The organism is Micromonospora sp. NPDC003944, assembly GCF_053605225.1.
Genome location: NZ_JBSGIV010000007.1, coordinates 18,276 through 34,596, shown reverse-complemented (window position 1 = coordinate 34,596; position 16,321 = coordinate 18,276). Strand labels below are relative to the sequence as shown.

15 protein-coding genes are annotated in these 16,321 nt (G+C 72.1%); 8 read left to right on the top strand and 7 right to left on the bottom strand.

Features of this window, described 5'->3' with window-relative positions; translation table 11 throughout:
* Positions 1-171: 171 nt before the first annotated feature.
* Positions 172-1,122, top strand: a complete 951-nt coding sequence (locus tag ACWER9_RS05080) for a hypothetical protein (protein ID WP_452300563.1) — start codon at positions 172-174, stop codon at positions 1,120-1,122.
* A 65-nt stretch (positions 1,123-1,187) separates the two neighbouring features.
* Positions 1,188-1,811, top strand: a complete 624-nt coding sequence (locus ACWER9_RS05075) for a phosphatase PAP2 family protein (protein ID WP_452300562.1) — start codon at positions 1,188-1,190, stop codon at positions 1,809-1,811.
* Positions 1,812-1,908: 97 nt separating this feature from the next.
* Here the strand turns inward: ACWER9_RS05075 and ACWER9_RS05070 are convergent, their stop codons facing one another.
* The 3 genes from ACWER9_RS05070 to ACWER9_RS05060 are packed head-to-tail and all read right to left on the bottom strand — an operon-like array spanning position 1,909 to position 6,692.
* Positions 1,909-3,132, bottom strand: coding sequence for a hypothetical protein (locus tag ACWER9_RS05070; protein WP_452300561.1), 1,224 nt, complete (start codon positions 3,130-3,132; stop codon positions 1,909-1,911).
* 57 nt (positions 3,133-3,189) lie between these two features.
* Positions 3,190-4,875 carry a GTPase gene (locus ACWER9_RS05065; protein ID WP_452300560.1) on the bottom strand — a complete coding sequence of 562 codons (1,686 nt, stop codon included), beginning with the start codon at positions 4,873-4,875 and terminating at the stop codon, positions 3,190-3,192.
* Entirely contained in the window at positions 4,872-6,692 is a 1,821-nt protein-coding gene (locus ACWER9_RS05060) for an ABC transporter (RefSeq protein ID WP_452300559.1), read from the bottom strand. Before ACWER9_RS05060 ends, ACWER9_RS05065 begins: the two co-directional genes overlap by 4 nt.
* Before the next feature lie 221 nt (positions 6,693-6,913).
* Between ACWER9_RS05060 and dnaK the strand changes: the two genes are divergently transcribed.
* The 5 genes from dnaK to ACWER9_RS05035 all read left to right on the top strand — a co-directional run bounded on the left by dnaK (position 6,914) and on the right by ACWER9_RS05035 (position 11,662).
* Positions 6,914-8,782, top strand: coding sequence for a molecular chaperone DnaK (gene dnaK / locus ACWER9_RS05055; RefSeq protein WP_452300558.1), 1,869 nt, complete (start codon positions 6,914-6,916; stop codon positions 8,780-8,782).
* A gap of 48 nt (positions 8,783-8,830) precedes the next feature.
* Positions 8,831-9,589 (top strand): nucleotide exchange factor GrpE, encoded by a 759-nt coding sequence (gene grpE, locus ACWER9_RS05050; RefSeq protein ID WP_452300557.1) that lies wholly within the window; start codon positions 8,831-8,833, stop codon positions 9,587-9,589.
* An 88-nt stretch (positions 9,590-9,677) separates the two neighbouring features.
* Positions 9,678-10,859, top strand: a complete 1,182-nt coding sequence (gene dnaJ, locus ACWER9_RS05045; RefSeq protein ID WP_452300556.1) for a molecular chaperone DnaJ — start codon at positions 9,678-9,680, stop codon at positions 10,857-10,859.
* A gap of 30 nt (positions 10,860-10,889) precedes the next feature.
* Entirely contained in the window at positions 10,890-11,330 is a 441-nt protein-coding gene (locus ACWER9_RS05040; protein ID WP_030332087.1) for a heat shock protein transcriptional repressor HspR, read from the top strand.
* A 137-nt stretch (positions 11,331-11,467) separates the two neighbouring features.
* Entirely contained in the window at positions 11,468-11,662 is a 195-nt protein-coding gene (locus tag ACWER9_RS05035) for a hypothetical protein (RefSeq protein WP_452300555.1), read from the top strand.
* Positions 11,663-11,821: 159 nt separating this feature from the next.
* On the opposite strand, the gene ACWER9_RS05030 is transcribed toward ACWER9_RS05035, so the two are convergent.
* The 4 genes from ACWER9_RS05030 to ACWER9_RS05015 form a co-directional block, all read right to left on the bottom strand.
* Entirely contained in the window at positions 11,822-12,253 is a 432-nt protein-coding gene (locus ACWER9_RS05030; RefSeq protein ID WP_357348173.1) for a hypothetical protein, read from the bottom strand.
* 268 nt (positions 12,254-12,521) lie between these two features.
* Positions 12,522-13,736, bottom strand: a complete 1,215-nt coding sequence (locus tag ACWER9_RS05025; protein WP_452300554.1) for a cation:proton antiporter — start codon at positions 13,734-13,736, stop codon at positions 12,522-12,524.
* A gap of 5 nt (positions 13,737-13,741) precedes the next feature.
* Entirely contained in the window at positions 13,742-14,242 is a 501-nt protein-coding gene (locus ACWER9_RS05020; protein ID WP_452300553.1) for a cation:proton antiporter regulatory subunit, read from the bottom strand.
* Positions 14,243-14,426: 184 nt separating this feature from the next.
* Positions 14,427-15,563 carry an epoxide hydrolase family protein gene (locus ACWER9_RS05015; protein WP_452300552.1) on the bottom strand — a complete coding sequence of 379 codons (1,137 nt, stop codon included), beginning with the start codon at positions 15,561-15,563 and terminating at the stop codon, positions 14,427-14,429.
* A gap of 85 nt (positions 15,564-15,648) precedes the next feature.
* Here ACWER9_RS05015 and ACWER9_RS05010 point away from each other — a divergent pair, with 85 nt between their 5' ends.
* Positions 15,649-16,293 carry a TetR/AcrR family transcriptional regulator gene (locus tag ACWER9_RS05010; protein WP_452300551.1) on the top strand — a complete coding sequence of 215 codons (645 nt, stop codon included), beginning with the start codon at positions 15,649-15,651 and terminating at the stop codon, positions 16,291-16,293.
* The last annotated feature ends 28 nt before the right edge of the window (positions 16,294-16,321 follow it).

The following is a 16,321-nucleotide window of genomic DNA, read 5'->3' as shown; positions in this document are numbered from 1 at the left end:
CGTCACCGTTCGGTCGGCACTGCGTGTCGACACGCGGTGGAGGTTGGCTGACGCAGGGTGACTACGCCAGGCTAATTCCCACAGGATCGCGCCTATCGGGTTATTTGTCGGGTTTTTTGCCCCACCGGCGTCCATCCATGTCCTCCGACGGTCGACGACAAGGGGTGTGCGGTGTACGAGCCAGGCGACGGTCCCGGCACACCAGCGCTCGGCCGGCACCGGTCGGTAAGCGGCTATCGCCGGGTGGTCGGCGTCCACCGGGCTCCCGGTGCCGGTGGCCCCTCCCGCGGTTACCTGCTCACCGTCGCGCTGCTGGCCGGCACCGCGTCGATGCCCATTCTCGCTGCGATCAGCGCGGGCTCGGCCACCCCGGGCAGCACCGCCCTTCCGGACAGCAGCACGCCGTTCATCCCGACCCCGTCCGTCGGTCCGGTGGTGATCCCGCTGCCGATGACCAGCCAACCGCCGCTTCTCCCGCTCGGCACTCCCGACGTCGGCCCGACAAGCGGCTGGCTGCCCGCCGCTCCGCGCCGTCACGTGCAGGGTCCAGCCGCTGCCGAGCCCGGCCCGGCCCTGCGGACGACCGCTCCTCCGCCGGCGCCGATACCCACACGCGGCACCACGCCACCCGTACCCCCGCCTGTCGCCCCGACGCCACCGCGCGACCCCGACCCGACCAACTCACCAGACCCGGACCCGAGCGATCCGACCGACCCGCCGGACCCGGACCCCACAGACCCCACCGATCCCACCGACCCGCCGGACCCGGACCCCACCGGCTCGGCCGACCCGGATCCCACCGACCCGGCCGATCCCGATCCCACCGACCCGGCGGACCCGGATCCGAGCGACCCGGCCGACCCCGACCCGACGCCGACCCTGACGGTGGACCCGACGCCCACGCTGGTTCCGACAGCCACGCCGACCGACGACGCGACCGCGACCGCCGTGCCGACCAGCACTCCATCCGTGCCGGCCCCCACACCCACGCCGCCCGCCACACCGACCCGCCGGCCCAGCCCGGCGGAGCCGTCCCCGTCGGCTGTCGCCCCGACGCCGAGCGTGAGCCCGGCGCCGCTGGCCGGACCGACGCACCCGGCGGTGTCACCGGCGGTACGGTGACGATCAGGCGCGGCCCGTCCGGCGTCGGTGGAGTTCGGCGGTAGGCGCGTACCGGAGGGGGTGGCGTGGGCGGCGGTGCGGAACCCCGCCCGGTCACCACCCGGCCTGGCAAGGGGTTGCGGATCGCCCGGCTGGTCACCGAGGCGACCGCACCGGCGGTGCTCGTGTCGCTGCTGATCCTCACGGTGAGCTGGCACAGCGCCAGCCGCCCCGGTCAGGGCCTCGTCTGGGGGCTGCTCGCCACCATCTTCGTCACCGGCATACCGTTCGCCTACATCGTCGGCGGGGTACGCCGTGGCCGGCTCACCGACCACCACGTCGGCCGCCGGGAGCAGCGCCGTGCGCCGTTGCTGGTCGGCCTCGGCTCGGTGACTGCCGGGCTGGCCCTGCTCGCCGTGTTCGGCGCCCCCCGCCCGCTGCTGGCGTTGGCGGTGGCCGGGCTGGTCGGCCTCGTCGTCGCCGTGTCGGTGAGCCACTGGTGGAAGATGTCGATCCACTCGGCGGTGGCGGCCGGCACGCTCGTCATCCTGATGGTGACCTTCGGGACACGGCTTGTCGTCGCCGCACCGCTGCTGGCGGTGGTCGGCTGGTCCCGGGTACGGCTGAAGGACCACACGGTGGCGCAGGTGCTGGCCGGGGGCGCGGTCGGCGCCCTGATCGCCGCCGCGGTCTTCGGCCCGCTGCGCTAGCAGCCCCGGGCGGGCGGCGCTGGGCCGCTTCGAGGGCGGGGCGACGCCGGCCGGTCCGAGGGGTGGGCGGCGCGGAACCGCCCACCCCTGGACGCCGTCAGGCGCCGTCGTCGGCCAGGCGGTGCCGGTTCGCCTCGATCCAGGCGTCAAGTGCGGCCGGGTCGTCCGGGTCCACCCCGTCGGCCATCAGCTGCGCCACCGCGGCGGTGGCCGGGCTGCGTCGCTCACCTGTCGAGTAGAGGCGGGCGAACTCCGGCACCATCTCCTCGATCGCCTCGTCGGTACGCGCCGTCGCCGCCTCCGACAGCCCGCGCTGGCGTGACGAGTACCGCGCCCAGGCCCGCAGCACCCGGGGCAGCATCGCCGCGTCGTCCATGTCCAGCACGGCCCGGCGGTGCACCCAGTCGAGCAGGAAGAGCCCGGAGACCGCCGGGCTCCAGCGCATCGGGTCGGCGTCCGGGAAGCTCGCCGAGTGGTCCAGAAGCAGGCTCAGGCAGAAGTGCAGGGAGGCCAGTTCGGGACCGTCGACGGAGTCCAGCCCGAAGCGGACGGCCTCCGGGGCGGCGAGGAACCGGCGGACCAGATCGGTGCGCTCAGCCGCGGAGAGTGGCTCGACCTCCGTCGGACCGGTCGGCTCGGCCGCGGTGGGCAGCATCGCCAGCCGGGCCCCGACAAGTGCCCGGTCGGTGGCGAGCGACCCCTCCCCGGGCAACTCGCCCATGTCGTCGGTGATCGCCAGGTGGCGGGCCACCTCGCCACGGAGCCGGGCCGGATCCTCGGTACGGAACCAGGTCAACTCGTCGTCGGCGCACATCTGCCGGACCTGGTCCAGGATCCGTTCGGCCGGCCCGCCGACGAAGATGTCCTTGGTGATCCCGATGTTGTGGTCCACCAGGGCCACAAGCGCGTGCTCCGAGCCGCCCAACTCGTCGTCGTAGGCGAAGGTCGCGAGGTAGGAGGTCTGGTCGCCGTACACGTCGCCGTACGCCCAGCTGCCGGTGAGGTGCACCCGGCCGAGCTGGGTCGTCCAGGTGGGCGCCTGGCTGCCCGGACGCACCCGCTCGGTGCCCTCGGCGGTCGGGACGAGCGTGGCGAAGACCTGCCTGATGGTGGTCGCCGCCGCGACCCTGCGGCGGGCGGTGGCGGCGAGGAAGCCGGTGACGAACTCCCGTACGGCTGCGTCGCGGTCGGTCTCCGCGATCGCGTAGACACTGCCCAGCAGGGCGCTGCCGAGCATCTCGGCGTCGAGGGCGGACTCCAGCTTGGTCACGTCGCGTGCGGCGTGCAGCACCGCGTCGTAGGGGGTCTGAGGCGTGGCCATGCTCCGACCCTACGCCCGTGTGGGCGTACGGAGAGCGCTAGCGGGCCGTGCGGAGCGTCAACGGCGTGCGGCGTCCCGCAGTGCGTCGCGTGCCTGCGCGTACGAGCCGAGCACGATCCGTACCGGCGCCAGCACGTACTCCTCGCCCACCTCGGCGACCCGGACCGTCAGCCGCTGACGGGCGCGGGCCCGTGCCCGGCGGGCCGCCCAACGCACCACCGGCCGGGTCGACGCCGCCACCAGCAGCCCCGCCAGCAGCCCGCCGAGCAGCAGCAGGGTGGGCAGCGGCACCTGACCGACCATCGGGTTGTCCAGCGCGGGCAGGCCGAGCGCGCGCACCGCGTAGCCGAGCGCCAGCCAGCCCAGCCCGACCACGGCGGCGACGGTGACCAGCCACTGCACGCCACCGACTATCCGCCACCACAGCGGTCGACGGTCGAGGCCGAGGTCGGTGCCGGCGATCGCACGGTCGAGGGCGTCCGGTAGGTCGCCGAGGCGGGACCGGGCGGCGGTGGTCACCGCGCCGGGCCAGGCAGCGGGCAGCTCGGCGGCGGCCCGGTCGGCCACCGCGCGGATGGCCAGGCCGAGCGCCGAGCGTTGGGCGGCCGTCGGGTCCGGTACCGAGGTGGCCGCGACCAGGCTCTCCGTCGGTTCGGCGGCCGCGTCGGTGGGGCCGGGCAGGTGCAGCCGACGCAGCGGGTCGGGCCGCAACCGCCGCCAGCCCCGGACCACCGGCCAGCCGGTCGCCGCGCCGGCCCGGTGCCGGTACGCCCGTTCCACGGCCTCGCTCACCGCAGGTACGCCGGCAGCGCCGGCAAGCGCCCGGTTCAACCCCGCGATCGCCGCGTCGTCCGGCCCTGCGGCGGTCCGGGCCGACCCGACCAGCTCGTCGAGGCCGGCGACAACCGTGTCGACGTCACCCGCGAGCCGGCGCAGCGCGGCCTGCCGCTCGGCGACCGTACGCTCCAGGGCGTTGCGCAGCCCGACCATCCCGGCCGGGTCGATGGCGGTGGTGGCCAGCAGGGGGACACCGGTCAGCCCGTCCGTGTCGAGCAGCCGGCGCAGGTCGTCCAGGACCCGGGGCACCTCGGGCGGGGGCAGCCGGTCGGCCTGGTTGAGCACGACCACCGTGACGTCGCGGTGCCGGTGGAACTCGCGCAGGTAGCTGTCGTGGACGACCCGGTCGGCGTACTTCTGCGGGTCGACCACCCAGACCACCTGGTCGACCAGGCCGAGAAGCCGGTCCACCTCGAGCCGGTGGGACCGCTGCACCGAGTCGAAGTCGGGCAGGTCGAGCAGGATCAGCCCGTGCAGGGCCGTCTCGTCGTCCGCGTCCAGGGCGCTCTCCCGGACGAAGCGGTGTCGGGGCAGCACACCGACCCAGTCGAGCAGGTGGTTGGCGCCCTCCAACGGCCCCCACACGCAGGCGTGGGTGACGCCGGTGGTCGGCCGGCGGACCCCGACCGGCGAGAGTTCCAGTTGGGCCAACGCGTTGAAGAGGCTGGACTTGCCGCTGCCCGTGGCACCGGCCAGGGCGACCACCGTGTGGTCCCGGGACAGCGTGAGCCGGGTGCCGGCCCGCTCGACCACCGTGTGCGCGGGCACCAGGTCGGAGTCCGGCAGCAGCCCGTCCACGGCGGTCAGGAACCGGCGTACCGCCTCCAGCCGGGCGATCAGCGCGTCGGGATCGACCCGCTGGTCCCCGCGGAACACCTCGCGTACCCGGCCGGCGATGTTGTTCACCGCGGAGCCTCCTCGTCGCCGGCGGAGAGCCCGCTGCGATGCCGGGCCAGCTCGACCCGGACGGCGGCCCGGCGCAGCCCGTCGCCGGCGTCCGTGGCGGGTCGGGCGTCGGCGGTGCGGCTGAGGAAGCGGTCGGCCTCCGCGTCGAGCAGCGTCCGCACCCGGGCCAGCAGGTCGGTGCGGGCCTTGGCGGCGAGGGTACGCACCGCCTGGTCGCCGAAGATCGCCTGGAGGACGGCCTGCGCGGCGACTGTGGTGCCGGCCCCGGTGGCCACCTCCAGCCCGGTCGGGATGAACGCGGTGGAGGCGAAGACGGCGATCATCACGGCCAGCCCGGTGGCGTTCACCGCGTACGCGGCGGTGCGGGCCACGAACCGCTTGTCCCCGCCTTCGACCCGGACCAGCTCCAGCACGCCGCGCTGCCAGTCCCGGACCATGCGTTCGGCACGTTCGGGCAGGTCGTCGCTCGGGTGGGCGAGCGCCGGATCGAGCAGCTCCGAGCCGGCCGGGTGAGCCTTCCACCCGGTGTACGCGGACTCGGCGGCCTCCGAGGCCACCCCGCGCAGCAGCGTCACCAGCTGGGACTCGATCGCGTTGCGCAGCTCGACGGCGGGTGCCGGCCGACCGGTGACGGCGGCCACGACCCGGTCCCGTAGGCGGCCGATCCGTGCCTCGAGCGTACGGAACAGCTCGCCGGTGCCGACGAACTCCTGCCAGCGGGCGAGCACCTCACCGCGGAGCAGCCGACCGTCCTGCAGCCCCTGCTCGACGGTGCGCTCGGCACCCGCGTACGCGGCCCGGACCCGTTCGTCCAGCCCGTCGGCGGCGGCGAGCTGCTCGTCGGCGGCGTCGGCAAGCTCCTCCACCGTGGGGTGGAGCGCGGCAAGCGCCCCGTCCAGGGTCTGGCGGACCACCGCCGCCCGCGCGTCCGCGTCGGCGGCCAGCCGGGCGAACCAGTCGGTCAGCGGGGCGGTGGCCGCCTCGGGCAGCAGCCCCTGCCCATCGACCCAGGTCTCGGGCAGCACGAACAGCGGCGCCCGGCCGAGGCCCTGCTCAACGAGCATCTCGGTCAGGTGCGCGGCGATCTCGTCGGTGGCCTCGGCGGGCACCCGGTCCAGCACCATGGCGATCACCGCGCCGCGGCTCCGGGCACTGTGCAGCAGTTCCCAGGGAACCGCGTCGGCGTACCGGGCGGCGGTGGTGACGAAGAGCCACAGGTCGGCGGCGGCCAGCAGTTGGGTGGCGAGCGCCCGGTTGGCGTCGACGACCGAGTCGATGTCCGGCGCGTCGAGGAAGGCCAGCCCGGCGGGCAGCGCCGGGGCGGTGACGAGGTGCAGGGCGCGCGGATCTTCGCTCGGCTCGGTGGTGCGGGTCAGCCCGGGCAGGAGGTCACCCTGCCGGAACCAGGCGGCGTCGGACGGGTTGCAGACCAGCACCGGGGAACGGGTGGTCGGCCGGAGCACGCCGGCGGCGCTGACCCGGGCCTTGACCAGGCTGTTGACCAGGGTCGACTTGCCCGCGCCGGTGGAGCCGCCGACCACCACGAGCAGCGGGGCGTCCAGCCGGTCGAGCCGGGGCAGCAGGTAGTCGTCGAGCTGGTCGGTGAGGGCGTTCGCGGTGTGCCGGGCGGAGCTGGCCGAGGGCAGCGCGAGGGGATACCGGGTCGCGCCGATCGCCTCCCGGAGGCCCGTCAGCGCACCGGGGAGGCTGTCGTCCCCGGTGGTGGCGGGCGGCTCCTCCGGGGCGTCCGGCGGGTCGGTGCGGGCTGCGACGGCGGGCGCGCCGGAACGGGTGGCGGGATCGCCGTGCGTCGTCACCGCTAAAGCGTGCCCGACCGATGCAAGGGAAGACAACCGGACGGTAATTGCAAGTGAGGTTGCGTCGGGTTGGCTCAAGTCGACTTGACGATTGGCAGACGCGTGGCACTATTGAGTCAAGTTCACTCAACTTGTGGTGGGGCCCGCTCCGGGCGGTGCTCGCCGGCAGCCCACGGGCGACGCCCGTCACCTGCACAACCTTACGAAGCGAGGAAGCGAAGATGGCACGTGCGGTCGGTATCGACCTCGGCACGACGAACTCCTGCGTCAGCGTTCTCGAGGGCGGTGAGCCCACCGTCATCGCCAACGCTGAGGGGTCGCGGACGACTCCGTCGATCGTCGCGTTCGCCCGCAACGGCGAGGTGCTCGTCGGTGAGGTCGCCAAGCGCCAAGCGGTGACCAACCCGGACCGGACGATCCGGTCGGTCAAGCGCGAGGTCGGCACGAACTGGTCCGTCGACATCGACGGCAAGAAGTACACCCCGCAGGAGATCTCGGCCCGGACGCTGATGAAGCTCAAGCGGGACGCCGAGGCGTACCTGGGCGAGCAGATCACCGACGCGGTGATCACCGTCCCGGCCTACTTCAACGACAGCCAGCGCCAGGCCACCAAGGAGGCCGGTGAGATCGCCGGCTTCAACGTGCTGCGGATCGTCAACGAGCCGACCGCGGCCGCCCTGGCGTACGGGCTGGACAAGGGTTCCAAGGAGCAGACCGTCCTGGTCTTCGACCTCGGCGGCGGCACCTTCGACGTGTCGCTGCTCGAGCTGGCTGAGGGCGTGGTCGAGGTCAAGTCGACGAGCGGTGACAACCAGCTCGGTGGCGACGACTGGGACCAGCGGATCATCGACCATCTGGTCAAGACGTTCCGTGGTGAGCACGGCATCGACCTGTCCCAGGACAAGATGGCCCTCCAGCGGCTCCGTGAGGCAGCCGAGAAGGCCAAGATCGAGCTGTCCGCCGCCACCACCACCAACATCAACCTGCCGTACATCACGGCCGGCGCCGCCGGCCCGCTGCACCTCGACGTGACGCTGAGCCGCGCCGAGTTCCAGCGGATGACGCAGGACCTGCTGGACCGTTGCAAGGGCCCGTTCGAGCAGGCCGTGAAGGACGCGGGGATCAAGATCTCCGACGTCGAGCACGTCATCCTGGTCGGCGGTTCGACCCGGATGCCCGCCGTGACCGATCTGGTCAAGCAGCTCACCGGTCGCGACCCCAACAAGGGCGTCAACCCGGACGAGGTGGTCGCCGTCGGTGCCGCGCTCCAGGCCGGTGTGCTCAAGGGTGAGGTCAAGGACGTCCTCCTGCTCGACGTGACCCCGCTGAGCCTGGGCATCGAGACCAAGGGCGGCATCTTCACCAAGCTGATCGAGCGCAACACCACCATCCCGACCAAGCGCTCCGAGGTCTTCACCACTGCCGACGACAACCAGCCGTCGGTGCTGATCCAGGTGTTCCAGGGCGAGCGGGAGATCGCGGCCTACAACAAGAAGCTCGGCACCTTCGAGCTGACCGGCCTCCCGCCGGCGCCGCGTGGCGTGCCGCAGATCGAGGTCGCCTTCGACATCGACGCCAACGGCATCGTCAACGTGCACGCGAAGGACCTGGGCACCGGCAAGGAACAGAAGATGACGATCACCGGCGGCTCCTCGCTGCCGAAGGACGACATCGAGCGGATGCGCCGGGACGCCGAGGAGCACGCGGAGGAGGACAAGCGCCGCCGCGACGACGCCGAGACCCGCAACGTGGCCGAGGCGCTCCAGTGGCAGACCGAGAAGTTCCTCGCCGAGAGCGGCGACAAGCTGCCAAGTGAGAACCGCGAGCAGCTCAACGAGGCGCTCGGCGAGCTGCGCGGCGCCCTCGGCGGGCAGGACATCGAGAAGATCAAGTCCGCGCACGAGAAGCTGGCGCAGGTCTCCCAGCAGGCCGGCTCGCTGCTCTACTCGCAGCAGGCCGAGCAGGGTCAGCAGCCGGGTGGCGAGCCCGGCCCCGGTGCGGCTGGCGCGACCGGTGCGACCGGCGCCCAGGCCGGCGGCGCCGACGACGTGGTCGACGCGGAAATCGTGGACGAGGACGGCAAGAAGTGACCGTCGGTCTCCGGCACGTGTCCACCGCGAAGGGGATGAGGTAGCCGCATGACGCAGAAGCCACGAGCCGCCGACCCGGACGACACCGGGTCGACGCCGGGTGGCTCCGCGCCCACGGAGCCGACCACCGGCGACGGGGAGCGGGTCGTCATCCGCAACAACCGCAAGCTCGTCGACACCGCCGAGCCGGAGGGGACGGCCGCCGACGCGGAGGCCGGCGTTCCGGCCGAGGGCCTGGTCGAGGACGCAGAGGTTGTGGTCGACGAGATCGAGGTCGAGGTCAACTCCACCGACGGGCCGGAGCCGTCCGGTCCGCCGGTGGTGGACGCCCCGGCGCAGCCGGTGGACGGCGGCGCTAAGGGCACCTCGCTCGGCGCCGAGCTGGAGGCGCTCCGGGCCGAGTTGGACGAGCGGACCAGGGACCTGCAGCGGGTGTCGGCCGAGTACGCCAACTACCGCAAGCGGGTCGACCGTGACCGCAGCCTCGTGCAGGAGCAGGCGACGGGCTCGGTGCTTGCCGCGCTGCTGCCGATCCTCGACGACCTGGACCGGGCCCGGGAACACGGCGACCTGGTCGGGCCGTTCGGCACGGTGGCGGAACAGCTCACCACCGCGCTGGGCAAGTTCGGCCTGAACGCCTTCGGCGAGCAGGGCGACCCGTTCGACCCGACCCGGCACGAGGCCGTCGCGCACCAGACCTCGGCCGACGTCAGCGAGCCGACCTGCGTACAGGTCATGCGACGCGGCTACCAGCTCGGTGAGCGGCTGTTGCGCCCCGCGCTGGTCGCGGTCGCGGAACCGGAATAGTGCCAGACAGTGACCGGGCCGTCCCGCCCACCGCGCAGCAGCGGTGGGCGGGACGGCCGGGCCACCAGGGTCGGAAGGAGGTGGACCGGTGAGTTCGAAGGACTGGATCGAGAAGGACTTCTACGCCGTGCTCGGCGTGGACAAGGCCGCCTCCGCGGATGACATCAAGAAGGCCTACCGCAAGGTGGCCCGGGAGTCGCACCCGGACCACAACCCGGGCGACCCGAAGGCCGAGGAGCGGTTCAAGGCCGCGTCCGAGGCACACCACGTGCTCTCGGACAGCAGCCGTCGTCGCGAGTACGACGAGATGCGTTCGCTCTTCGGCTCGGGCGCGTTCCGACGTAACGCCCGGGGTGGCGGTCAGCCGGGTGGCGTGCCGTTCGACGTCTCCGACATGTTCGGCGGCGGCGCAGGCGGCGATCGTCGCTTCGGTGGCACCGGCTTCCAGGACCTGTTCAGCTCGATCTTCACCGGAGGCCAGGCCGGTGGGCAGGCGGCCGCACGCGGTCCGGCCCGTGGTCGGGACGTGGAGACCGAGGTGGCGCTGGACTTCGGCGACGCGGTACGCGGGGTGACCCTGCCCCTGACGCTGCGCGCGCCCGGAGTCTGCGACACCTGCCACGGCAACGGGGCCAAGCCCGGCACCCAACCGCGTACCTGTCAGGTCTGTCACGGTGCCGGGGTGACCACCCGCAACCAGGGGTCGTTCAGCTTCTCCGAGCCGTGCCGCAACTGCCAGGGCGTGGGCACCGTGGTCGAGGAGAAGTGCCCCGAGTGTCACGGCAGCGGCGGGGTCACCAAGACCCGCACCATGAACGTGCGCTTCCCGGCCGGTGTGGCGGACGGTCAGCGCATCCGGCTGGCCGGGCGTGGTGAGCCGGGCGAGCGTGGCGGCCCGGCCGGAGACCTCTTCGTGCAGGTCAAGGTCCGGCCGGACGAGCTGTTCGGGCGTACCGGAGACGACCTGACGCTTACCGTGCCGGTCACCTTCGCGGAGGCCGTGCTCGGCACGGACCTGCGGGTGCCCACGCTCGACGGCGCGGTGACCCTGCGGGTTCCGCCGGGAACGCCGAGCGGGCGGGTGCTGCGGGCCCGGGGCAAGGGTGTGGTTCGTCGCGACGGGCAGGCCGGTGACCTGCTGGTCACGCTGGACGTGGTGGTGCCGGCCCGTCTGTCGGACGAGGCGCGCACGGCGCTGGAGTCGTTCGCCGAGCAGACCCCGCCGGCGGCTCGGGAACATCTCGACGCACGGGTGCGTCGAGTCAGTTAGTCCGGTGGAATGGACGCGGAGGTGAGCGGGATGTCGGGCGAGTTCCTCGGTTCGGGCGACCCTGCCTACGAGGCCAAGGTGCTGATGATCTCGGTTGCGGCGCGGATGGCGGGGATGCACCCACAGACCCTGCGCCAGTACGACCGCCTGGGGCTTGTGCAGCCCGGTCGGGCTGCTGGCGGCGGACGTCGCTACAGCGTCCGGGACGTGGTGCTGCTGCGCGAGGTGCAGCGGCTCAGCCAGGACGACGGGATCAACCTGGCCGGCGTCAAGCGGATCATCGGGCTGGAGCGGCTGCTGGAGCAGGCGCAGCAGCGGGTGGCCCGGTTGGAGGCGGAGTTGGACGCCGCGTACCGCCGGGTGGCCGAGTTGGAGTCGCTGGCCCGCTTCCCGGGTCGGGATCTGGTGCCGACCAACCGCACGTCCACAGCTCTGGTGGTGTGGCGTCCCCGCCGTACGCCCGATCGCTGACCCGCCGCTCACTCGAACCTGTCTTGTCGGCCCGGACTGCGCTGGATTTCCCGGCGCGGTCCGGGCCGTTTCCGTTAGCCTGTCGATAAGGGTCCAATCGGCTTAATCCGGACCTACCGGCATGGCGAGGGGGAGCGATGGCGGAGCCGACGAAGAAGGTGGCCCAGCAGACGGAGGACCGGTTGGAGAGCCTGGCCGAGACCGTCCGCAAGAAGTTCGACAAGGTGACCGAGGGGACCTACCGGGACCGGATCATCGCGGGCCGGTTCGCCGAAAACGGCGACCAGGCCGGCGAACGAAGCCGAGCCGAGACGGAACGCAAGCAGGCCTGACCGGTGACCGACGTGCGGGCCGGGACCCACGGGGGGTCCCGGCTCGTTCGCCGCGCGACGTTCCGCGACCTTGCAGTTTGGGATGACGGAGTGTCTAGCTTCGTGCAATAGGTCGGGACAGAAACTGCAAGATCGGCGAAGTGAACGGAGCGATCCGGTTCAGCCGAGGCGGCGGTTTTCGCGCACCAGGCCGCCCTCGCACCAGTCCCGGTAGACGAAGAGGTCCGGTCGGGCCAGCAGCACCCGGCCGTTGTGCGCCCAGACCTTCATCAGCTCGTCGCCGTCCCGCTCGGCCTGTTCGACGAGCTTGCGGAAGCGACGCTTCGGGTGGGCGCGGAAGTTCGTCCGGATGCCGTCGGCCGCGTAGATGTAGAGGCAGTGCAGCGCGAATCGCCGGGCCGGACAGGTGGGATCCATCGCCAACTCGAAGAGCGTCAACACCAGTCGGTCGCCGGAGACCAGCAGGTCCCAGTCGGGCGGCATCGAGGCCAACGGCACCGAATCAGGCTTGTACGCCCAGGACCGCAACTCCGCCGGAGTCGGATCGACGGGGTTGGCGAAGCCGTGGAAAGTCGACTCCTGCACGCTCACCGGCCAACCTTCCGCTCTCGCCCGCGTATGGCAACGCTGCCTGCGGACCGTGGCTGCTGGGGCGAAACGGTAACCCGCCGCCGGGTGCTGCGGTAGTCCCCATGGGGAGCAATTCCGCAACCGTTGGCATGGGTGGGTCCACTGCATCGACGGAGTGGCCGATGATGCCGACTACGTCTTCCTGGAGTCCGGTTTGGCCCGGACCGAGGCGCACCGCTTCTACCTTCGCGAAGGCGCGACCCACGCGGCCGCGGCCTTCAGGTGGACCTCAGTGCAATGAGTCGACGACCGGGCTCGGCTGCCGCCGCTGGGCTGCCGCGCGGTTACGCAGCCACCGCTTGAACCACGGGAAGTCCGGCAGTCGGGCCAGGATCGGCCCGGTGACCACGGTGATCAGGACGTACGTCGCGGCGAGCGCTGCCAATCGCGGCTCGACGCTCCCGGCGGCCACGGCGAGCCCGGCGATGACGATTGAGAACTCACCCCGGGGTACGAGTGCCAGGCCGGCCCGCCATCGACCGGGTTCTGCGATGCCGACCCGACGGGCGGCGAGGTAGCCGGTGGCCGTCTTCGTCCCCATGGTGACCACGGCCAGGGCGAGTGCCGGCAGCAGCACCGGCGGGATGTCCTGCGGGTCGGTGGTCAGGCCGAAGAAGACGAAGAACACCGCTGCGAAGAGGTCCCGCAGGGGCGAGAGCAACTCGGTGGCGTGGTGGGCCACCGGGCCGGACAGGGCGATGCCGACCAGGAACGCGCCGACCGCCGCCGACACCTGGAGCGACGCGGCGATGCCCGCGATCAGCAACGTCAGACCGAGTACGCCGAGGAGCAGCGCCTCCGGGTCCTTCGCCGACAGTGCGGACGAGATCAGGTGGCCGTACCGGATGGCGACCACCAGCACGATCAGCACCGTACCCACCGCGACGGTGAGCGCGATGCCGCCGCCGAGCAGGCCGGTGCCGGCCAGGACGGCGGTGACGAGCGGCAGGTAGAGCGCCATCGCCAGGTCCTCGATGACAAGCACCGAGAGGATCACCGGCGTTTCCCGGTTACCGAGTCGGCCCAGGTCGGCGAGGACCTTGGCGATCACCCCGGAGGAGGAGACCCAGGTGATGCCGCCGAGGACCAGGGCGGCGACCCAGTCCCAGCCGAGCAGCAGGGCAAACCCCGCGCCGGGCAGCGCGTTGAGGACGCCGTCGATCAGCCCTGCCGGTGCCGCCGAGCGCAGGTTGCCGACGAGTTCGTTGGCTGAGTACTCCAGGCCGAGCATCACCAGCAGAAGGATCACGCCGATCTCGGCGCCTACTGCGAAGAACTCCTCGCTGGCGTCAAGCGGCAGCAGCCCACCGTGCCCGAACGCGAGCCCAGCGAGCAGGTAGAGAGGAATGGGAGAGAGGCCGAAGCGCCGGCTGAGCCGGCTGAGGAGACCGAGCAACAGCAGCAGCGCACCGACTTCGATGAGCAGCGTGGTGAAATCGTGCATCCGCCTCAGCCGTCCGGGTCACTGTCGGCGAGGATGGCGGACACGCCGTCGAGACCTCTACGGGTCCCGACAACGACCACCACGTCGCCGGCCGCGAAGCGGAAGGAGGGGAGTGGCGAAACGATCACTTCGCCTTCACGCAGCACTGCCACGATGGAGGCGCTGGTGCGGGTACGCGCCTTGGTGTCGGCGAGCTTCCGGTTGACGTACCGCGAGCCGGCCGTGATGGCGATCTGCTCGGTGAGCAGACCGGCGGCCTGCTCGCGGAGCCCGGAGAGCTGACCGAGCATCAGCGACGCGCCGAGAATGTCGGCCAGAGCCTCGGCCTCGTCGTCGGTCAGCGGGATGTCCGCCTGGCAGGCGTCGGGGTCGTCGGGATCGTAGAGAACAAGATCACGGCGGCCGTTGCGGTGGGAAACGACGCCCAGGCGGCGTCCGGACTCCGTCACCAGATCGTGACGTACCCCGATCCCGGGTAAGGCGGTCTGCTCGACACGTACTCGCACCCTCCAAGGCTACCGCTTGATGAACAATCCGCAGATCTTGGACGGACGGCGATCGTCGGACCAGCCCTACGTAGCTCAACAGCCGTGATCGACTCGACTTCCAGAAAGTCGGGGCGTTAGGCAAGGCCGGACACCGCGACATCCTGAAAGCCGAGTGGATCAACCGCGCGGGCGCGCGTGTCGGTCAGCGGAGGCTGGCGAAGAACTCGCGGATGTCGGTGACCAGCACATCGGTGGCCTGGTGGGCCGCGTAGTGGCCGCCGACGTCGCCCCGGCCCTCGACGTCGGCCTCGTACGCCGTCCACCTGACGATGTTCGTGTGGTCCCGATCGGCGAAGGCGCGGATTGACTGGAAGTCCCCGGGGAACCTGGCCAGCGCGGTCGGGGCGGTGGTCGGCTCGGTCGGCGGCTCGCCGGCGTGCGCGTCCTCCCAGTAGAAGCGGATCGCCGAGGCGGCCGTGCCGGTGAACCAGTAGAGCGCCACGTTGGCCAGGATGAAGTCGGCGTCCAGGCTCTCGTCGAAGAGTTGGGCGTTCCAGGCGAGCAGCCCCACCGGTGAGTCGGCCAGCGCGAACGCCAGGGTCTGCGGCTGCTGACTGTGCACCTGGTTGAAGGAGAACTTGTTCTCGTAGAACCACTGGAGGTGGCCGAGCGCCGCCTGATCGGCCTCGGAGAGCCCGGCGAACTCGGCGGGGTCGCCCGAGGGGAACGAGAAGAGCTGGGTGACGTGTACGCCGAGCACGTGTTCCGGGTCGATCCGGCCCAGCTCCGGCGAGACCATCGAGCCGGCGTCGTTGCCGACCGCGCCGTAGCTGTCGTACCCCAGGCGGTTCATCAGCTCGGCCCAGGCGCGGGCGGTGCGGAACCGGTTCCAGCCGGCGCTGCGGGTCGGGCCGGAGAACCCGAAGCCGGGCAGCGACGGGACGACCACGTGGAACGCCGGCGCGTCCGGGTCGGTCGGCTCGGTGAGCGGGGCGATCACGTCGAGGTACTCCAGCACCGAGCCGGGCCAGCCGTGGGTGAGCACCAGGGCGGTGGCGTCCGGCCGGGACGACCGGACGTGCAGGAAGTGGATCTGCTCACCGTCGATCTCGGTGACGAACTGCGGGTGAGCGTTGAGGCGGGCCTCGACGGCACGCCAGTCGAACCCGCCCCGCCACCGTTCGACGAGGGCGCGCACCCGGTCGGCACTGATTCCGTACGAGTCGCCGGCGCCGGGCAGCTCGGCGGGCCAGCTGGTGCGGCCCAGCCGGGCGGCGAGGTCGTCGAGGGCGGTCTGCGGGATCTCGACGCGGAACGGGCGGATCGCGGTGTCGCTCATGCCGGAACTCCTTCGGAACGGAATGTTTCGTTCTGCAATCACCATAGCAGAGCGGAACGATCCGTTCCACTGTTAGTCTGGCGGCATGTCACCGACTTCCGGCAAGACCGTCGGCGGCCGCCGCGCCCAGGCCGCCCGCAACGACGAGGTCATCCTCGAAGCCGCCCGTGCCGTCTTCCTCGACGACCCGAAGGCCCCGATCGCCGCCGTCGCCGAACGCGCGGGCGTCGGCATCAGCGCGCTCTACCGGCGGTACGCGGGCAAGGAGGACCTGCTGCGTCAGCTCTGCCACGACGGGCTGCGCCGGTACGTCGCGGAGGCCGAGACCGCGCTCGCCGAGCCGGACGACTGGAACGCGTTCGCCGACTTCCTGGCCCGGGTGGTCGACGCCGACGTGCACTCGCTCACCGTCCACCTGGCCGGCACCTTCACCCCGACCGAGGAGATGGGTCGGGACGCGAAGCGCGCGGGCGAGTTGGCCGCCGCCCTGGTCGACCGGGCCCACGCCAGCGGACGGCTGCGCCCCGACGCGGTCGTACACGATCTGGGGTTGCTGTTGGAGGCGTGCGCCGCGGTCCGCGTACCCGATGCGGAGCGGACCCGCCAACTGCGCCGCCGGCAGCTCGCGGTCCTGCTGGCCGGCCTGTCGTCGGTGCCGGTCGCGGACCCGCTGCCTGGCCCGCCCCCGGCGGCCGGCGAGTTCGACTGGCGGTGGCGTCGCCGGGAGTGACGGCCGTCACGCGCTAAGGTTGAGCGGA